This is a genomic window from Geomonas sp. (assembly GCF_035254065.1).
In the GTDB taxonomy this organism is placed as follows: Bacteria; Desulfobacterota; Desulfuromonadia; order Geobacterales; family Geobacteraceae; genus Geomonas.
On sequence record NZ_DATFBA010000098.1, the window covers coordinates 1 to 18594 of the forward strand.

Sequence of the window (18594 nt, forward strand, 5' to 3'; positions counted from 1 at the left end):
GGCGGCTCCGTTCCGTTCAGCACGTCCAGGAACTGCTTCATGATCCTCCCCGTCAGCCCCCAAATCTCATCCCTGCCGTGGGTGTAAAAATGGACGGGGATGGTCCGCCCCTCTCTCTCCCAACGCTCTATCCGGTAGACATCGGTGTTGTAGAAAAAGGTGAGGGGAACCTCGATCAGCCGCTCGATCTCGTCGTCGTTCACGGTCAGCTGGTATCCCTCCGGAAAGACGCCCACCACCGGGGTGACCCGGTAGTTGTGGATGGAAAGGGTATCGTCCAGCTCGCCCAGGACCTCCACGTCTTCCGGCGCGATGCCGACCTCCTCCCACGCCTCCCGCAACGCGGTGGCCGCGCTGTCGCGGTCGCCGGGCTCCCTCACGCCGCCGGGGAAGGAGATCTCCCCGCTGTGGTGGGTGAGGTGCGGGGTCCTCTTGGTGAACAGCAGGTGGAACTCGCCGTCCTTTATGAACAGCGGCAGCAGCACCGCAGCCTGCACCGCGCCCTGCTCGATCGGCACCCGCTTGCGGGAAGCAAGGGCCGTCCTGAGCCTCTCCTTCAGCTGTTCCGGATCGCCCGCCAACTCCACCTTATTGCGATTTCCTCCCGTCAGAGGACCGGCTCCTTGGCCCGCTTCTTCATCTCGGCGATGGTGGCCGCGTAATCCTTGCTCCCGAACACGGCACTCCCCGCCACGAAGACATCGGCGCCGGCATGGGCGATGCGCGCGATGTTGTCGGTCTTAACTCCGCCGTCCACCTCCAGTTCTGCCTCCAGTCCGCGCTTGTCCAGCATGGCCCTCAGCGCCTGGATCTTAGGGATGCAGGCCTCGATGAAGGACTGCCCGCCGAAGCCGGGGTTGACCGTCATCAGCAGCACGAGATCGAGTTCCTCGAGGATGTAGTCCAGATGGTTCAGCGGCGTGGCCGGGTTGAGGGAGACGCCGGCGCGCTTGCCCAGCGACTTGATCAGCTGCACGGTGCGGTGCAGATGAATGGAGGCCTCGGCATGGACCACGATGATATCGGCGCCCGCCTCCGCGAAGGAAGGGACGTAGAGGTCGGGGTTCTCGATCATCAGGTGCACGTCGAGCGGAAGCTTGGTCACCCGGCGGGCGGCCTCCACGACCAGCGGGCCGATGGTGATGTTGGGGACGAAGTGCCCGTCCATCACGTCGATATGCACGTAGTCGGCACCAGCCGCCTCGATGGCGGCGATCTCTTCCCCGAGCCGGGAGAAGTCGGCGGAAAGAATGGAAGGGGCTATCTTTTTCATGGGTTCTCCTGGGTGATTTTCTTGAGACGTGCCGCGAAGAAGCCGTCCATGCCGTCGCGGTGGGGCCAGCTTCTAAAGAAACCGCGCTCGGTGAAGAGCGGGGAAAGATTCGGGAACAGGGCGCGCAGATCCTCGATGACGAACTCCGGGTGCCGCACCAGGAACCGGTCGACCACCTCTTCGTTCTCCTGCCTGGTGGTGGAGCAGGTCGCGTAGAGCAGCGTCCCGCCGGTCTCCAGGTAGCCGGAGAGGTTTTCCAGGATGGCGAACTGGGTGGCCGCCAGCGGGGGGAGGTCGGCGGCCGACTTCCACCACTTCCCTTCCGGGTTGCGGCGGATCACCCCCAGGCCGGAGCAGGGGGCGTCGACCAGGATCTTCTGGAAAGTGACCTCCTTGATGGCGTTGGAGGGAGCGGTGGCGTCCATGGCGAAGGTGCGCACCGAGGTGATCCCCAGCCGCTCGCAGGTCTCCTTGATCATACGGAGCTTCTTGTTGCTGACGTCGCAGGCGAAGATCTCCCCCTGGTCCCCCATGAGCTGCGCCAGCTGGGTCGTCTTGCCGCCCGGGGCCGCGCAGGCGTCCAGCACCCGTTCTCCACTCCCCGGCTGCAGGAAGAGCGGCGCGAGCTGTGAGGATTCGTCCTGCACGGTGAAGAGCCCCTCCTGGAAGGAGGCAAGGCGGGTGATGGCGCCGGAATGGTTCAGGCGAATCCCGTCCGCCGACCAGGAGGTCTCGCTGCAGGCAAGTCCTTCGCTTCCCAGCCTCTCCATCAGGGAGCTGCGGGTGATGCGCAGGGTGTTGGTCCTCACCGTCAGGGGGGGCGGCTCCGCCATGACGGCCGCCAGGGCCTCGGCATCATCCACCCCGAGCTGCTCGCACCACTGGGCGACCAGCCAGGCCGGGTGGGAGTAGCGCACGGAGAGGTACTGGACCGGGCTTGCAGTCCGATCCGGATAGGTGATCCGGTCGCGCCCGCGGTCGGCGTTGCGCAGGATGGCGTTGATGAAGCCTGAAGCCCGAGGCGCCAGCTCCTTGGCGAGGTTGACGGTCTCGTTGACAGCGGCGGAGACCGGTACCCGGTCCAGGTAGAACATCTGGTAGAGCCCGAGCCTGAGGAGCAGGCGGACGAAAAGCTCGAGCTTCTCCACCCTCTGCTTGGAGAACTGCCCCATGATGTGGTCCAGCGTCGCCTGCCTGCGGAGCACGCCGTAGACCAGCTCGGTCAAGAGCCCGCGGTCGGCCCCGGTTATCATCCCCTTGGAGAGTTCGTGATCGATCAGGATGTCCGCGAAGGACCTCTCCTTCTCGATGCGGAGCAGTATGTCAAAAGCGGCGCGGCGCGGATTTCTGGTCGACAAGAAAACATCCTTTCGGCGGTGGATAAGTGGGGGTGCGAAGTTTTTTCATTATAAGCATTTCGCCCAAAACTGCAAGGGTTAGGGCACTTGACAAGGTTAAAAGCGAGGCTACCATTTTATTATTGTAAAAGGCCCATGTGGAGGATAGCCATGATAGCCTGGGAAACAGAAATAGCGAACGCGCTGGCAAGGGGAAAGGCGGAACAAAAGTGCATCATGCTCGAGTTCTTCAGCCCTCAATGCATCGGCTGCCAGCAGATGGAATCTGTCACCTTCAACGACTTGGCGGTGCAAAACTTCCTCACCGACCGGATGATCCCTATGCAGGCAACCACCACCAGCACGCTGGCCGCCGACTTCCGGGTGGTCTGGACCCCCACCGTGATGGTGCTCGACTTCTATGGCAGGGAGCACCAGCGCACGATCGGCTTCATGCCCGCCGAGGAGATGGTCGCCTCGCTGCTGTTGGGGATCGGCAAGAGCGCCCTCGACAACGGCCAGTACAACGAAGCGGTGCTGCAGCTGAACACCCTGTTGAACGGCTATCCCGAGAGCGCCGCCGCACCGGAGGCCGTTTACCTGCGCGGCGTGTCGCGCTTCAAGTCGACCCAGTCCGCCGCGGTGCTCAAGGAGTGCTACCAGCAGTTGTCCGGCCAGTACCCCGACTCCGATTGGGCAAAACGGGCTCAGCCGTTCTCCCTTCTCTAGGGGCGCTGTCGCGGCGTAGGACAATTCCAGAGGGGGCGGCACTTTTTGCCGCCCCTTTTCTGTGTGTCGATCACGCCCCCGCTCTTTCCCTGAAACCCATCCTCACCCTGTCCCTCCCCTTGAAGGGGAGGGGACCTGGTGGGGGATGCATGGCAGAAGACGCCGGGATGCTTGCCCAACCAGGTATAGCGTTTCCGTTAGGGTCCCTTCTCCTTCAAAGCTGCCCGCCGGAGCCTTGGCGAAGGAGGGGAGAAGGACAGGATGAGGATGGGGGTGTTTGCAATGTGATCCCCGGAGGTGCGCTTGGACCACGTCTTCCAGGCTCTCTTAATCGTTTCCCTGACCGCTCTGGGGCTGTTGTCGGCCGGGCACGCGCTCATCAACAAGCGCGACCCCCGCTCAGCGCTGGGTTGGATCGTCACCTGCCTGGCCGTCCCCCTGCTGGGGCCGTTTTTCTACTGGGTGATGGGAGTCAACCGGATCTACAGCCGGGCCAGGCGCTGGCACCGCAAGGGAAGACCGGCCCCCAACCACCCTCCCCGCCAACGGATCGAGATCTCGCCGCCGCTCCCGGTCGAACTGAGCTATCTCAACGAACTGCGCAGCCTCTCCGACCGGGTGGTCAGCAGGGACCTGCGCCCCGCCAACGCACTGTTCCCCCTGGAGAACGGGGAGGAAGCCTATCCCTCCATGCTGGCCGCCATCGAAGCGGCCACCTCCTCGGTACATCTTTCCACCTACATCTTCGACGGGGACGATACCGGCAGACGTTTCGTGCAGGCGCTGTCGCTGGCGGCAGACCGGGGTGTCGAGGTGCGGGTGATCGTGGACAGCCTGGGTGAGAAGTATTCCCGGCCGACCGCCCGGGAGCTCTTGAAGGGAACGGCCGTTCAGTTCCGCAGGTTCCTGCCGCTTAGGCCCGGCGGCTACCTGAACCTGAGAAATCACCGCAAGATCCTGGTGGTGGACGGCAAGGTGGGGTTCACGGGGGGGATGAACATCGGGGGGCGACACATGATCACCGGCAGACCGCCGGTGGTGAAGGACCTCCACTTCCGGGTCACCGGGCCGGTAGTGGCGGACCTGCAACGGACCTTCCTGGACGACTGGTGGTTTATCACCGGGGCCCAGCTGCCGGGCCAGCGCTACTTCCCGCCGTTGCCTCCGGCTGGCAACGCACTGGTGCGTGCCGTAAGCGACGGGCCGGACAAGTCGTTCCGGAAGCTGAACTGGATCATCCTGGGAGCGGTCTCCTGTGCCAGGAAGCGGGTCACCATCGTCACCCCCTACTTCATCCCGGACCGTCCGATCATCTCCGCGCTGATCACCGCGGCACTGCGAGGGGTGGAGATCGTGCTGGTGCTGCCGGACGTCAACAACCTCCCCTTCGTGCACTGGGCCAGCCGCTCCTACCTGTGGGAGCTCCTGCAGTACCGGGTCCGCGTCTTCGCGCAGCCCGCCCCCTTCGTGCATACCAAGTTCATGGTGGTTGACTGGAGCTGGAGCCTGATCGGCAGCGCCAATCTCGACCCCAGAAGCCTCAGGCTCAACTTCGAGTTCGGCCTGGAGGTCTACGACCTAGCTTTTGCCCGAGTCCTTGAAGACAGATGTGCCATTGCCCTCGCCTCTTCCCGCGAAATCACCCTCGCTGAGGTGGACGGACGTAGTCTTCCGGTGAAACTGAGGGACGGAGCCGCGAAGCTGTTCTCCCCCTACCTGTAGCATCACCCTTCCCTTCCTGGCCCCCTCGTCCTGGCTGAGAGTCACCCTGTTTTTCCCCCGCCGCTTGCTGAGGTACATCGCCTTGTCCGCCTTCATGATCACGTTCCGCAGTTCCTCGCCGTCGGCCGGATAGGAGGCGATGCCGGCCGAGAGGGTGGCTTGCACCTGGTGCCCCTCGAAGGTGAAGGGGCTCACCGACATCACCAGCACGATCCTCTCCACCGCCGAGCGGATCATCTCCTTGTCGTGCCCCTCGAACATGATGATGAACTCGTCGCCGCCAAAGCGGGCGGCGATGTCGCATTCCCTGGTGTTCTCGCCGATGATCCTGGCCGTCCATTTGATCAGCTCGGTGCCGGCAAGGTGGCCGAAACGGTCGTTGATCTCCTTGAGGTTGTCGGCGTCCAGCATGCAGATCGCGTACGGCCTCCGGTAACGCCTGGAGAGCTTCTCCTGCTGGCGGGCGAGGTTGTCGAAGCTCCGCATGTTGTTGAGCTGGGTCAGGTCGTCGGTGAGCGACAGCCGCTCGACCTCGGCCCGCTCCTTTTCCGCCTCACCGGAGAGGAGCGCCGCCAGGTCCGCGGACAGCACGAAGGGGAGCAGCGCGACGACCCTGCCGGCCACGCCGATGGCCGCCGGCGCAGACGGCTCGGCCAGGGCCATCCCCAGAAATGCGAGGACCGAACCGGCCGCCAGGGCATGGGTGATGCGCCTCCCCAGGCTGAACGCGCTGATCATCAGCACCAGGTAATAGACGCAGAGAAAGGGGCTGTTGATCTTGCCGGTGCACCAGCAGGCGATGGAGACGAAGAAGAGCAGCAAGGTGACATCCAGCACCCCCTTGAGGCGCAGGTGCATGCCGGGGAAAAAGCGGCCGATGATGGCCCGGTAGCAGAAAAGGGCGAGGCAGGTGACATCAAGCAGCATCGCGTTGTCATGCTGCAAACCGGTGAAGACATTCAGGTACAGGGCAACCAGAACGATAAGGATCCAGCTGAGCAGGCCGGTGATCTTGTCGTATCCGGCATGCCTTTCGCTGGCTCCGCTGCAAACCCACCCCTTGAATTCGATCATCGCGATTCCGCCTTGACGTAGTTCGTCGGCAGGAGACCTGCCTTAACTACTCATCGGCCGAATCGGGTCGAAGTTGATGGCGATTCGCGAAATAATGCCCAGGCGTGCCTCAAGAGGCCTCTAGCGCCGACGGAGCAGAGTCCTGGCGGCGAAGCAGACGAGGAAGGTGGCGAAGTTGATCAGCACGATGGTGGCGCCGGTCGGGAGGTTGAGATGGAAGGAGACGGTTATCCCCAGGATGACGGTGCAGACCCCGATGCAGGCGGCGCTGAGTAGTGCGGTCCGGAACCCCTTGGAGAGCTGCAGCGCCGAGGCCGCGGGGAGGATCAGCAGGGCGGAGATCAGCATGATACCGACCACCTTCATGGCGAGCACCACGGTCAGGGCGGTCAACAGGACCAGGATGGCATTGATCCTGTCGGTGTCGATGCCGGAGGACTTGGCCAGTTCCTCATCGAAGGTGCTGGCGAAGAGGTCGTTGTAGAAGATGCCGACCCCGGTGAGGACGATGGCGAAGAGAATGGCGGCGATCACCAGTTCGTTGCGGCTGATGGAGAGGATGTTGCCGAAAAGGTAGCTGAAGAGGTCGACGTTGAAGCCGCCGGAGACGCTGGCCAGCATGACCCCCATCGCGATGCCGATGGCGGAGACTATGCCGATCGCGGCGTCGCCATAGATGCGCGCCCTCTGGGCGAGTTTCAGGATGCCCAATGCGCTCGCCAGCACGACCGGGATGATGGCCAGGGTCATGTAGAAGGAGTAGAGCCTGAAAAAGAGCGCGATCGCCACGCTGCCGAAGGTGACGTGGGCCAGGCCGTCGCCGATCAGGGAGAGCCGGCGCAGCACCAGGAAGATGCCGAGCACCGAGCAGAGGATGGCGATCAGCGACCCGCCGACCAGCGCCCTCTGCATGAAGCTATAGGAAAGCATTTCAGCCAGATTCATTAAAAGACCTCGTAAAGGCAGGGGCTCGCCCCTCATCCCACTCCCTGCAGTTATTAATGCCGGTGGCAGACCAGGTGCTGCCCGTGGGCTCCGAAGAAGCCGGTCATCTCCGTCGAGTTGCAGAACTCGTCGAAGCTGCCGTAGAAGATGATCTCCTTGTCCAGGTACAACAGGTGCGAGGCGTACTTGCCGATGGTGGCGGTGTCGTGGGTAACCAGCAACACGGTCGACCTCCTCTCCTGGTTCATCTCGAAGATCAGGCGGTAGAAGCTCTCGCGGGTCTCCGGGTCGAGCGCGGTGGTCGGCTCATCCATGACCAGCAGTTCCGGCTCGTTCACCAGCGCCCTTGCCAAAAGCACCCGCTGCCTGAGCCCCCCGGAAAGCTCTCCGATCATGCTCCCCCTGATGTGAGAGATCCCCATCCACTCCATGGTCCGTTCCACGGCGAGCATGTCCTCGCGGTTAAAGCGTTTGGGGAACTTCTTGCTGGACAGCCTCCCCAGCCGGATCACCTCGTCCACCGTGGCGGGGAAGTGGGGGTTGAAGAACTGCAGACCTTGAGGAAGGTAGCCGATCCGCTGCCAATCCCTGAAAAGCGGCTGCGGGGTGCCCAGCAGGGACACCTCTCCCCGCTGCGGGGGGAGCAGCCCCAGGATGATCTTGACCAGCGTGCTCTTCCCGGAGCCGTTAGGACCGCAGATGCCGATGTAATCGCCGGAGTTCACGCTGAAGCTGATGTCCTTCAGCACCTCGGTGCCATGGTACCCCGCGGAGAGGTTCTTGATGACCAGGGCGGACCCTGCTCCCCCTTGTGCTTCCGGTCGGCTCATTGGGCAGCTCCCTTCCCGGCACAGCCGCCACAGAGGCCGTTCAACTGCAGGATGTGGGACAATACCCTGCCGCCGTTTTTCTGGGTCACTTCCCGCTCCAGCGACTCGATCCCGCAGGAGGGGATGTCCTCGACCCGGCGGCAGGAGAGGCAAACGAAGTGATGGTGATGTTCGCGATTGCGGCAGAAATAGTAGTAGAGCTGCCGGTTCGGGTGGATGACCTTGGAGATGACGCCGCTTTCGGCCAACTCCTCCAGATTGCGGTAGACGGTAGGCAAACCGAGCCGGTCGAACTGTTCACGCAGCCGTTTCCACAGTTCCTCGGGACTGGCGTAGGCGGGTTCCCCGTCCAGCATGGCGAGGATGGCCAGCCTCTTTGGAGTAGCTTTCATGCCCGCTTCTTTGAGAGCCAACGCGTGACCCTGATCCATGGCGTCTCCTAAATAGAAATCATTTCGTTTTAGGATAGCGACCCGCGCCGCAAAGTCAAGCTCTAAAGCGCCATCGGCTGCGGACAAAAATCACATTGAGATGAGGGGCTTAGCGGGCGAATCGGCTTTACTCAAAGCAAACCCCTTGCTTCTCTGTCCATTTCATTATAATAATTCGGCACCTGCACTGAAAAATGCCCGGCCGGCTTGCATTCGTCGGCGGCTGGCGCAGACTATTTAGAATCTCCAATACGGGGCGTGTTATGGAAAACGAAACCTTCAACTATCGGGACTATTTTCATCCGGGCCAGCGGGCGATGGTGGAATTGTCGCAGCGAGACGGCAAGGTGCTCAACGACGGTGCCGTGGTGACCGCGGTGGAGGAAAACCGGATCTCGCTGCGACTGACGCGGGAGAACCTGCCCGAGGGGGCACTCCTGCAGCCGGATGTCTCGCTGGCGGTAAGGGTGGGGGGAATCGGTTACGGCTACAGCTGTGAGCTTTCCATTATCGAGGAGCCTCCCGGCGCGGAGTTGATGGCGAGCTTTGCGGGTCCCGTGGTGCCGCAGGACACCAGGGAATTCTTCCGGTTGGGGACCGATCTGCCGGTAGTGCTCTTCAACGTCACCGCCGGCACGGCGGAGGAGAACGGTTTCGGTGGGCTTTCCATGGGGGGGAAAAACGGCCTTCCCCGCATCGTGAACCTGAGCGGAGGCGGGCTGCGGACGGAGACCGAGATGGCAATGACGGTGGGCGACATCGTCTACGCGACCTTCCATCTGCCGCTGGCGGAGCCGAAGATCGTCCCGGTGGTCGCCCAGGTGGTCTATAGCGAGATAATCGAAAGCGAGGATGGCGTCCTGGTCAGCGCCGGCCTCAGCCTGATGCACATCAACGAACGGGATCGCGACGCCATCGTGCGGTATGTGTGCAGCGAGGAGATCAACAGGATCAGGCTGTGCAGGCAACAGCTGAAATCCTGCTCCGCCTAAATCTTCCCTTGGCCAGAAAACTCCTCGACCACAGGGGACCGTGACTCAGAGAAGCGAGTCTCCTGTGGAAAGGGCCTTCCCCAGGTTTTCCAGCAGCAGCTCATTTTCCTCCCTCAGTCTGACCGCCACCCGAAAGAACCTGTCATCCAATCCGTGGAAGTTGCTGCAATCCCGGATCAGCACCCCCTTCTTCAGCAGTTCTGCGCGCAATTCCGGCGCCTTCATCCCGTTCAATAGCTCGACCAGGAGATAGTTGGCCCGGGCAGGGTACACCTTGAGTCCGGAAATGCCGGCAAGGGAGTCCATCAGGAACTGCCGTTCCGCGCTGACGTAGTTTCGGGTGCGGGTGCAGTAGACCTCGTCCTGCAGGGATGCGATGCCGGCCACCTGGGCTGCCGTATTGACGCTCCAGGGGTCCTGCAGGGAGGCGATGGCTTCAATGGTGCCGGGCGCTCCCAAGGCGAACCCCAGCCGCAGCCCCGGAATGGCGAAGAATTTGGTCATCGACCGCAGCACCACCCCCCTTTCCAAGCCACGAACCAGATCCTTGGCAGACTCCTCCTCACAGAAGTCGATGAACGCCTCGTCCAGAGCGAGAAAGGTCCCGCTCTCACCGCAAAGCTGGACGATCTCCGCGACCAGCGGCTTGGGAATCAGCGTCCCCGTCGGGTTACCGGGATTGCAGATGAAGAGGAGGTCGTACCCCTTGCTCAACTTCTCTTTCAGAGCCGGAAGCTGGAGCGAAAAGTTGTCCCGGCGGTCCAGGGTGAAGTAGTCGATCTGCCAACCGGCCCGCACGAGAGCCATTGCATATTCGGCAAAGGCCGGTGCGACGATGAGCCCCTTGCGCCCTCCTCCCATCCCTGCGACGACGCGCGGCAACAGGTGGATCAGCTCGGTGGAGCCGTTCGCCACCGCTATCTCTTGCGGGCTCACCCCGTGGTAGGCCGCGAGGGCCTCCTTGAGTTCAGCGGCCCCCTTGTCCGGATAATGGAGCAGGCGGTCAAGGCAACCGGCTAAGGCTGCCGGGACTCCCGGAGCCATGCCGAGGGGGTTTATGCTGGCGGAGAAGTCGACGATCTTCTCCGGAGGCAGGCCGAGCGACCTGGCGACGGCAAAGACGTTGCCTCCATGTTCGTGAGAGGTGGACATCACAGGATCCTTTACTTCAGCGCTAATCGAGCAGCCAGCCATCCAACTACCAGCAGAATCTCGCTGCAGTACATCAGCCTCACCACGCCTTGATAGGCATCTACCGAGAGAGGAAGCGTGGCGTCACCGATGGTCGGCTTTTCCACCAGCTTCCCGAAATACCGGTTGGCTCCCCCGAGTCGCACGCCGAGCGCACCCGCGGCAGCCGCTTCGGGGAAACCGCTGTTGGGCGAGGAATGATTACGGCAGTCCCGCCGCATGATCCGCCAGGCGCCGCCGGCGCTCAAGGCGCAGATGGGTGAGGCGAGGACCATCAGCAGGGCGGTCAGTCGCGCCGGAATGAAATTGGCGAGATCGTCGAAGCGGGCCGAGGCCCAGCCAAGTTCGAGATAACGGTCGTTCTTGTAGCCGACCATCGAATCCAGCGTGTTGACGGCCTTGTAGGCTATGGCCAGCGGCGGACCGCCGATCATCAGGTAGAACAAAGGGGCGATCACCCCGTCACCGGTGTTCTCCGCCACGGTCTCCACCGCTCCCCTGACTACCTCCGGCTCATCCAACTGGGCGGTTTCCCGTCCCACGATGTAGGAAAGTGCGGTGCGGGCAGCGGGGAGATCGCCTCCCCGAAGCGCCTTCACCACCTTGGCCGACTCCAGGTGCAGAGAGCGGGCGGCAAGGCAGACCCAGGCGATGTACACGCTCACGACAAAGCCGGCTTCCGTCGAGACGGCATAGGCGGCTTTCAAGACAACTGCCGCCACGGCATAGGTTATTCCGACAGTGGTGACGAGCAGGATGACGCCAGCCAGGCGAAGGTTCACGCACAGTCTGCGTAGTACCCCTTCCAGAAGGGAGATCAGCCGCCCGATGGCCACAACGGGATGAGGCAGCGCCCGCGGGTCGCCCAGCACCAGGTCAAGGACGACCGCCGCCACAACGATGGCGATATCTTTTGGGACGTACTCCATCAATACCTGCTTTCCCTATCCCAACTAGAGATGCTGCACTAACTCTTTCACCCTCTGCCAACTCCCCCCTCGCCCTCCGGGAGAGGGCTGGGGTGAGGGAAGGTTCCACCAAGAGACAAGGATTCACAAGATGCGAGGCTTCCCTCACCCCTACCACAGGGGGAGGGAGAGTTGGTCGAGCTGATCAGGTAAGGAAAGTCCTCCCGGTCCGCCTACCCTGTGATCGTCGGGCCGCAGATCTGGAAGATCCGCTCCATGTCCAGGTGTTTCTCCATATGGGCGGCCAGCGCATCGAAGGGATCGACCGTCGGGGCGGCGGCTTCCCGCTCCGGCAGCCCTTTCGCCCGCCGAATCCTGTTCAGGAAAGCGGTCCGGAAGGAGTGGTTGTCGAAGACGCCGTGCAGATAGGTCCCCATCACCCTTCCGTCCTTGGAGACTGCTCCATCAACGATGCCGGCCTCGCCGCCTGAACGAGTCTCTATCCTGGCGAAGGGACGTACGCCGGAGCCGGCTACCGTGTCGCCCATGTGAATCTCGTATCCGGTGATGGTGGCCGGGGACTCCGGCGCGATCTCCTGTCCCGCAGCCAGCAGGGTGGCCTCGACAAGGTGGGTCTGCTTGATCTCCAGCATGGTCGTTTCCACATCCAGAAGCCCCAGCCCCGGCATCTCGGCGATGCCCGATTCTACCCGGTGCGGATCGAGCACCACTTTCCCGAGCATCTGGAAGCCGCCGCAAATACCGGCGACCTGCCGGTCAAAACTCCTGATGGCGTCGGCGAACCCGTTCTCCTCCAGAAACTGGAGATCGGCAAGGGTGGACTTGGTGCCCGGCAGCACCAGCAGGTCCAGCGATTCGATGGCCTGCGGCGATTCGAGATAAGTAAGGGCGACGTCCGGCTCCGCCTCTAGTGCGTTGAAGTCAGTGTAGTTGGAAATCCTCGGCAGGCGGACCACGCCGACCCGCAGCTTCGCTTCGCCGGCCGATCCAGATGCAGCAGGTTTCCTCTGCAGGGCGACGCTGTCCTCTTCCGGCAGAGACGGCCCCTTATACCAGGGGAGGACTCCCAACACCGGAACGCCGGTCCGCTCCTCGACCAACTCAATCCCGGACTTAAGTAGGGAAACGTCGCCGCGGAACTTGTTGATAATGACACCCTTCACCATCGCTTTTTCCTCAGGCGTCAGCAATTCGATGGTGCCGACGATCTGGGCGAACACACCGCCGCGGTCGATATCGGCGATCAGGATGACAGGAGCCCCCGCCATCTCGGCCGCTTTCAGGTTGGCAATGTCATGAGCGCGCAGGTTTATCTCGGCAATGCTCCCCGCCCCTTCCATCACGATGAAGGAGTACTTCTCTTTGAGGCGCTGGAAGCTCTCCCTCACCTTCAGGAACGCCTCCTGCTTATAGCCGTTATACTCCTTCACCCCCATGTTACGGACCACCCGCCCCTGCACGATCACCTGGCTGCCGGTATCGGAGTTGGGCTTCAACAGGACCGGGTTCATGTCGGTGTGAGGGGGGATGCCGCACGCTTCAGCCTGCACGCCCTGAGCTCGCCCGATCTCGCCCCCCTCAGGTGTCACGGCCGAATTGAGTGCCATATTCTGCGACTTGAAAGGTGCAACGGAGATTCCTCGGCGTTTCAGGATTCGGCAGAAACCAGCGGTTATCACGGATTTGCCGACATCGGAACCGGTGCCGCAAAACATCAAGGAACGAGGATCACGGGTGGCCGCACCGGCAGCGGCTAAGCCGTCACCGGCGCTCTTGACAGCGCCGCGCTTTTTCTCGTAGCCGCGTGGGGTGATGATGCGACCGTCGCCGGAAATCCGGGTGGAGGAGTTTCCGATGATGACGATGGAGAACATGTCGATGGGATGGGAGAGCATCTCGCCCAAGGTGGTGACGATCCGGTCCTCGCCGTCCCTGCAAGCATTCCGGACGATGCCGACCGGGACCTCAGTACCGCGAGCGGCGATCAGGATCTCGGCAGCCTCCTCGATCTGGGTGACACGCCCCTTGCTGCGCGGATTGTAGAGCGCCACCACGAAATCCGCCTCAGCCGCAGCCCTCAGCCTCTTCCTGATGGTGTCGAGCGGGGTCATCAGGTCGGAAAGGGAGATCACCGCGAAATCGTGCATGAGCGGCGCGCCGAGCACGGAGGCGGCCGCCTGGACCGCGGACACACCGGGGACCACGACGATCTCCACGCCGCAGCAAGCATTTGCAGTCCCCTCCGCCCGGATCTCAGCGAGTTCAAGGGCGAGCCCCGCCATGCCGTAGATGCCGGAGTCACCACTGGAAACGAGGGCGACCACTTTCCCTGCAGCCGCGATATCCAAAGCCTGGGTGCAGCGCTCCACCTCCCGCATCATGCCCGAGGAGACGACCTCCTTGGCGGCGAGAAGAGGCTCTATGAAATCGAGATAGGTCTTGTAACCGACCACCACATCAGCCTTATCGATGGCTTCACGAGCCTCGAAAGTCATGTGGTTGAGGCCACCGGGACCGATACCTACTACGAACAGCTTGGACATTCAAAACCTCATCAAAAGTCGTAACCCCATCCTCACCCCTACCCTCCCCTTGAAGGGGAGGGAGAGTCGGCAGGAGAGAATTATGAGATGTAAGCGGAAGTCATCAATGGTGCACAATGTACCTCATCAGCGGTGCACGATGTACCTAAAGCGGCGCGCTACCACGTCCCCTCCCCTTCAAGGAGGGACAGGGTGAGGATGGGGGTGTTTCCGCAATCGCCAGCGTCACATTGCCGTCCTTCACCTTGTGCAGCAGGAGCCTGCCGCCGCCAGACGCCAACACCGCCGCGGGCTCCGCCACACCCTTGGCTCCTATGGCCGCAAAGGCATGCTCGGAGGGAGGGGACGGAACGCCGACGTCATTCAACTCCTCGCTGGTGAAGGTGCGAATTGGAACCCCCATCTTCTCCGCAAATGCCAGCAAACCGGCCTCATCCTGCTTCGCGTTAGCGGTCGCGATACATTGCACGCTCTTTAGGGAAAGCGACAGGCGCTCAAGGTTTGCCGTCACCACCGATTCGAGCTCTTGGGCCGAGGTCCCCCGGTTGCAGCCGATCCCCAGGCAGAGGTTCAAGGGACACAGCACGAGGACCCGGTCCGACACGTCGTTAGCCGGGACCGTCCGGTTGGTGATAACGAGATAGCCGCTTGCACCGCTCTGAAAGGCACTCTCAAGGTCAGGATAGAAGGAAAGGGATCCCTTTCCCGCACAATACCTCTCCGCGGCACCACCATGATCCACCACCGCTATTTCCTTCCCTTCCAGCAGCATTGAGTTCAGGACCTTTACCCGTGAAAGGTCCTCGATCTGCCAGCCACACTCCTTCGCGAGCATGTCGAAGGAGGGAAGGTCGTTGGCATCGGTCGCCGTGGTGATGACAGGAGTGCCGCCGGTCAACTCCGCGCAGCGCCTAGCGAGCGCATTGGCGCCACCGAGATGTCCGGAGAGCAGCGATACGGCAAAGGTACCGGCATCGTCCACCACCACTACCGCGGGGTCCTTGTCTTTGGAGATCAGCAAGGGGGCGATGGTGCGGACCACGATGCCGGTCGCCATGATGAAGATGAATCCGCCGAAGGTGGGCCAGAGCTCTGCAACCAGTTCGCGTAGGGGACAGGAAAAGGAGTGTACAGGTACCCCATCCTCACCCTGTCCCCCACCTTCGCCTAAAGGCTCCGGCGGGCAAGCTTCCCCTTGAAGGGGAGAGGACGTTATAGGAACTGCTTTCTGTAGGGGAGGGAGAGTCGAGGCGCTGGCGTGCTTTTCTAAGACGAACAGGGAGCTGTCAGAGGTGGATCGGGCCAAGGAGGTTCCGATACGGGCACCGTTTGCGGTTATGGCGATGATGGCTACGCGCATAAATCTGATCAACCTGACCAGGCTACCGAGTTAAGCAGCCTTCTTATCTAGTCACAGCTCTCACCAACAAACCTCCCTCTCCCTCCGGGAGAGGGTCGGGGTGAGGGAAGCGGGCATCACGGAAAAGGCTCTTATGCGGGCAGAGTTGGAGGCGCCGAAAGCCCTCACCCGCCCTTCGGGCACCCTTGTCCCCTAAAGGGGCGAGGGGAAAAAGCCTTCCGTCAGGTGATGATCCCTTTCCGGCAACCGTGGGTGAATCCTTTGTCGTAAAGCAGAGACTTCGCCCGCATCCCTTCGGCGCGTGCGTTGAGAACGTCTCCCACCACGATCAGTGCCTGCTTGGTGATCCCGGCGTCCCTGACCTTGGCGGCGATGTCGGAGAGCTGTCCAGCCACCACCTGCTCGTCCGGCCAGGATGCCTTGGCGACTACAGCGACGGGGGTCTCCGGCTGGTACGCCCCGGAGAGCAACTCCTCCACCACTTTCTCGATCATGGAGACGGAAAGGTAGATAACCAGCGTGGCACCTAGCCGGGCGATCTCGGCCAGTTTCTCCCGATCCGGCACCGGGGTCCTCCCCGCCAGCCTCGTGATGATCACCGTCTGCGACACTTCGGGAAGTGTCAACTCCTGCTTCAAGGTGGCGGCGGCCGCGAAGGCGCTGGTCACTCCAGGCACCACCTCGTACTCGATCCCCAGCCGGTCCAATTCCTCCATCTGCTCCTGGATCGCACCGTAAATGGAGGGATCGCCGGTGTGCAGGCGGACCACCTTGAGACCGTCCAGGGCCGACTGTGCCAACACGGAAGTGGTCTCCTCCAGGTTCATCGCCGCCGAATCGTAGATCCTGGCATCGCCTGCATAGGTCTTCACCAGTTCGAGGTCGACCAGGCTTCCCGCATAGACCACGACATCGGCCTCACGCAGCAGACGGGCACCTTTCACGGTGATCAGTTCGGCGTCGCCGGGTCCGGCTCCGACAAAAGAAACTTTCGTTGCGGCTGGGTTCACACGGTTCCTTTACCCCATCCTCACCCTGGCCCTCCCCTTGAAGGGGAGGGGACGTAAGGGGAGATGGGTGCGCTGCTCGTGGCGTTGGGCTGAGGGGCTAGAGCTCGTTCTTCCTGACGATCAGCATGGAGAGATAATCGAGCTTCTTGCCGAGGAGGGCTGCCAGATCGAAATGAACCTCCTCCTCGCTTGAGCCGACCCGTCTCACGAAGGCGGCCCGCTTTTCCAGGCCGAGTTCCTTCAGCACGGCATAGACCCGGTCGAAAACCCGGTTCACCTTCATCAGGATGACGGTGTCGAATTCCTCCAGTGTCCGCTTCAGCTCAGCATTCTCATAGGTCGCTGGAAGTATGGCGATCCGCTCCTTAGCCAGGCCAAGCGGAGTGTTCGAGATCGCCGAAGAGGCCAGGATGCTGGAGATGCCGGGGATTACCTCGATCTTGATATCGGGATATTTGGCGAGCAGGATCCTATGGATGTAGAGATAGGTGGAATAGAGGAAGGGGTCGCCAATGGTGATGAAAGCTACGTCTTTGCCTGCGGCCACGCGCTCGGCGACCTGGTCGGCCGCCTGCTCCCAGAACGGGTCCAGCCCCTGCTGGTCCTTCACCATCGGGAAAACCTGGACCAGCACTTCCTGTCTGCTGCGGTCGATGAACTCTTCTACGATCGAGAGTGCGTAGCTGGCCGCCTCCGCCGCGCCGGTCGGAGCGCAGATGACGTCAACGCTCCTGAGAATCCGCTCCGCCTTCCTGGTCAACAGCTCCGGATCGCCCGGCCCCACGCCTACGGCGTAAATTGCTGCCACTACTCCTCCCCCTTCCAGGCGGTGATCACATAGACGGGGTTATGGGCGGCGAACATCTTGTACTCGGTGAGTGAGCGGGTCTTGGAGATGTTGACGCAGGTGACCTCGACGGTGTAGCCGTGGTCTTCCAGGAACTCCACCGACTTGGTCAGGGTGTCGAGGGTGACGGCGTTGATCACGATGAAACCTTCCGGCTTCAACCGCTTGTCGACCGCCTCGATGATCTCTTCCAGCATGCCGCCGGAACCGCCGATGAAGACGCGGTCGGGATCGGGAAGTTCCTCGATCCCTTCGGGCGCGTACGCCTCGATGACGACCACGTTCTTGGCCACGAACTTGGTGAGGTTGTCCTTGAGGAAGCTCAGGTACTGGGGGTTCTTCTCCAGAGCGAAGATGCGCCCGTTGGGCATCAGGTTGCCGGCCTCGATGCTGACCGAGCCGCTGCCGGCGCCGATATCCCACATCACCAGGTCGTCCTGCAACTGGAGCTTACCGAGCGTTACCGCGCGCACCTCTTCCTTGGTGATCAGCTTCTTGGCGGAGGAGAACTCGTCATCCCGGATGCCGATCATCGGGTAATTCCGCAGGTTCGGCTCCCAGGTCTTGATCAAGATCAGGATATTGAGCGGGGAGCAGGAGAGCTCGGCGAGCCCCCTGACGTCGGTCTTGGTGAACTTTTCACCGGGAAGGCCCAGGTCCTCGCAGACCCACGCCTCGTACCCTTCGGCGCCACGGCGGATAAGCTCCCTGGCAATCACCGCGGGGGTGTTGACGCTGTCGGTGAGGATGGCGATCTTTTCGGAGGCGATGATGCGGTCCAGCGCCGGCTTGATCCCCCGGCCGTGCACCGAGACGAAGGTGGCGTCGTCCCACGGCTCCTTGATGCGGGCAAAGGCGTACTGGACGCTGGTGACGTTGGGATGGATCTCGATCCGCTCCTTGGGGAGGTTCCTGAGCAGGAACCGGGCGACGCCGAAGAAGTTAGGGTCGCCGGAACCAAGCACCACGGTCCGCTGGTCGGTGTTTTTCAGGTATTCCACCAGCTCGGATAGATCCCCGAGCAGCCGTTTTTCCCCTTTGAAATCAGGGAAGATGTCCAGCAGGCGCTTGTGGCCGATCAAGACCTGCGCGCTGTCGATCACCTCCAGCGCCTGCTTGCCGAAGCCTTCCCAACCCTCAATCCCGGCGCCGACCAAATAGATCTTCTGTGCTGACATAGCCGCTCCTTGGACCTTTCTTTTTCAACCGCCCTCGAAACCCCATCCTCACCCTGTCCCCCGCCTTCGCCAAGGCTACGGCGGGCAGGCTTCCCCTTGAAGGGGAGGGGACGTTACGGGGGAACCGTTTCAGAAGAGATGAACTCCCGCTGCTGCGTTCCCCCCTTGATAAAGGGGGGACAGGGGGGATTGCTCGTGACTTT

Annotated in this window: 16 protein-coding genes and 1 pseudogene; 3 read left to right on the plus strand and 14 right to left on the minus strand. The window is 62.1% G+C overall.

Translation table 11 applies throughout. The features are described 5' to 3' along the window. The 3 genes from VJ604_RS05080 to rsmB form a co-directional block, all read right to left on the minus strand. Nucleotides 1-587: NUDIX hydrolase (locus VJ604_RS05080; RefSeq protein WP_324080293.1), on the minus strand; the 587-nt coding region annotated here is incomplete at its 3' end. Nucleotides 588-607: 20 nt separating this feature from the next. After that, nucleotides 608-1273, minus strand: coding sequence for a ribulose-phosphate 3-epimerase (rpe, locus tag VJ604_RS05085; RefSeq protein ID WP_324080294.1), 666 nt, complete (start codon nt 1271-1273; stop codon nt 608-610). Then, nucleotides 1270-2631, minus strand: coding sequence for a 16S rRNA (cytosine(967)-C(5))-methyltransferase RsmB (gene rsmB, locus VJ604_RS05090; protein WP_324080295.1), 1362 nt, complete (start codon nt 2629-2631; stop codon nt 1270-1272). The genes rpe and rsmB overlap by 4 nt, the downstream gene beginning before the upstream one ends. Nucleotides 2632-2781: 150 nt before the next feature. On the opposite strand from rsmB, the gene VJ604_RS05095 reads away from it, so the two are divergent. Both VJ604_RS05095 and VJ604_RS05100 read left to right on the plus strand, forming a co-directional pair. Continuing rightward, nucleotides 2782-3339 carry a thioredoxin fold domain-containing protein gene (locus tag VJ604_RS05095; protein WP_324080296.1) on the plus strand — a complete coding sequence of 186 codons (558 nt, stop codon included), beginning with the start codon at nt 2782-2784 and terminating at the stop codon, nt 3337-3339. A 303-nt stretch (nt 3340-3642) separates the two neighbouring features. Then, nucleotides 3643-5061, plus strand: coding sequence for a phospholipase D-like domain-containing protein (locus VJ604_RS05100; RefSeq protein WP_414652393.1), 1419 nt, complete (start codon nt 3643-3645; stop codon nt 5059-5061). Between the two features lie 45 nt (nt 5062-5106). On the opposite strand, the pseudogene VJ604_RS05105 reads toward VJ604_RS05100, so the two are convergent. The 4 genes and pseudogenes from VJ604_RS05105 to VJ604_RS05120 all read right to left on the minus strand — a co-directional run. Further along, nucleotides 5107-6135: pseudogene (locus VJ604_RS05105) on the minus strand (GGDEF domain-containing protein); the annotation flags it as partial. A 120-nt stretch (nt 6136-6255) separates the two neighbouring features. After that, nucleotides 6256-7080, minus strand: a complete 825-nt coding sequence (locus tag VJ604_RS05110) for a metal ABC transporter permease (RefSeq protein WP_324080298.1) — start codon at nt 7078-7080, stop codon at nt 6256-6258. 53 nt (nt 7081-7133) lie between these two features. Further along, the gene (locus VJ604_RS05115; protein ID WP_324080299.1) at nt 7134-7910 is read right to left on the minus strand and encodes a metal ABC transporter ATP-binding protein; all 777 of its coding nucleotides are present in this window, start codon (nt 7908-7910) and stop codon (nt 7134-7136) included. Further along, complete coding sequence (locus VJ604_RS05120; protein ID WP_324080300.1) at nt 7907-8341, minus strand: Fur family transcriptional regulator; 435 nt, start codon at nt 8339-8341, stop codon at nt 7907-7909. The genes VJ604_RS05115 and VJ604_RS05120 overlap by 4 nt, the downstream gene beginning before the upstream one ends. 263 nt (nt 8342-8604) lie before the next feature. Here VJ604_RS05120 and VJ604_RS05125 point away from each other — a divergent pair, with 263 nt between their 5' ends. Further along, a complete protein-coding gene (locus tag VJ604_RS05125) occupies nt 8605-9333 on the plus strand; it encodes a PilZ-like domain-containing protein (RefSeq protein WP_324080301.1) in 729 nt (242 codons plus the stop codon). A 45-nt stretch (nt 9334-9378) separates the two neighbouring features. Here the strand turns inward: VJ604_RS05125 and cobD are convergent, their stop codons facing one another. The 7 genes from cobD to cbiE form a co-directional block, all read right to left on the minus strand. Further along, nucleotides 9379-10485, minus strand: coding sequence for a threonine-phosphate decarboxylase CobD (gene cobD, locus VJ604_RS05130; RefSeq protein WP_324080302.1), 1107 nt, complete (start codon nt 10483-10485; stop codon nt 9379-9381). An 11-nt stretch (nt 10486-10496) separates the two neighbouring features. Beyond that, nucleotides 10497-11453, minus strand: coding sequence for an adenosylcobinamide-phosphate synthase CbiB (gene cbiB, locus VJ604_RS05135; protein ID WP_324080303.1), 957 nt, complete (start codon nt 11451-11453; stop codon nt 10497-10499). Nucleotides 11454-11665: 212 nt separating this feature from the next. Beyond that, nucleotides 11666-13996, minus strand: a complete 2331-nt coding sequence (locus VJ604_RS05140; RefSeq protein WP_324080304.1) for a cobyric acid synthase — start codon at nt 13994-13996, stop codon at nt 11666-11668. A 145-nt stretch (nt 13997-14141) separates the two neighbouring features. Then, entirely contained in the window at nt 14142-15356 is a 1215-nt protein-coding gene (locus VJ604_RS05145; RefSeq protein WP_324080305.1) for a cobalt-precorrin 5A hydrolase, read from the minus strand. Between the two features lie 221 nt (nt 15357-15577). Next, nucleotides 15578-16366 (minus strand): precorrin-4 C(11)-methyltransferase, encoded by a 789-nt coding sequence (cobM, locus tag VJ604_RS05150; RefSeq protein WP_324080306.1) that lies wholly within the window; start codon nt 16364-16366, stop codon nt 15578-15580. A gap of 97 nt (nt 16367-16463) precedes the next feature. After that, nucleotides 16464-17174 carry a precorrin-2 C(20)-methyltransferase gene (cobI, locus tag VJ604_RS05155; protein WP_324080307.1) on the minus strand — a complete coding sequence of 237 codons (711 nt, stop codon included), beginning with the start codon at nt 17172-17174 and terminating at the stop codon, nt 16464-16466. Then, nucleotides 17174-18391, minus strand: a complete 1218-nt coding sequence (cbiE, locus tag VJ604_RS05160; protein ID WP_324080308.1) for a precorrin-6y C5,15-methyltransferase (decarboxylating) subunit CbiE — start codon at nt 18389-18391, stop codon at nt 17174-17176. The genes cobI and cbiE overlap by 1 nt, the downstream gene beginning before the upstream one ends. Nucleotides 18392-18594: the final 203 nt, after the last annotated feature.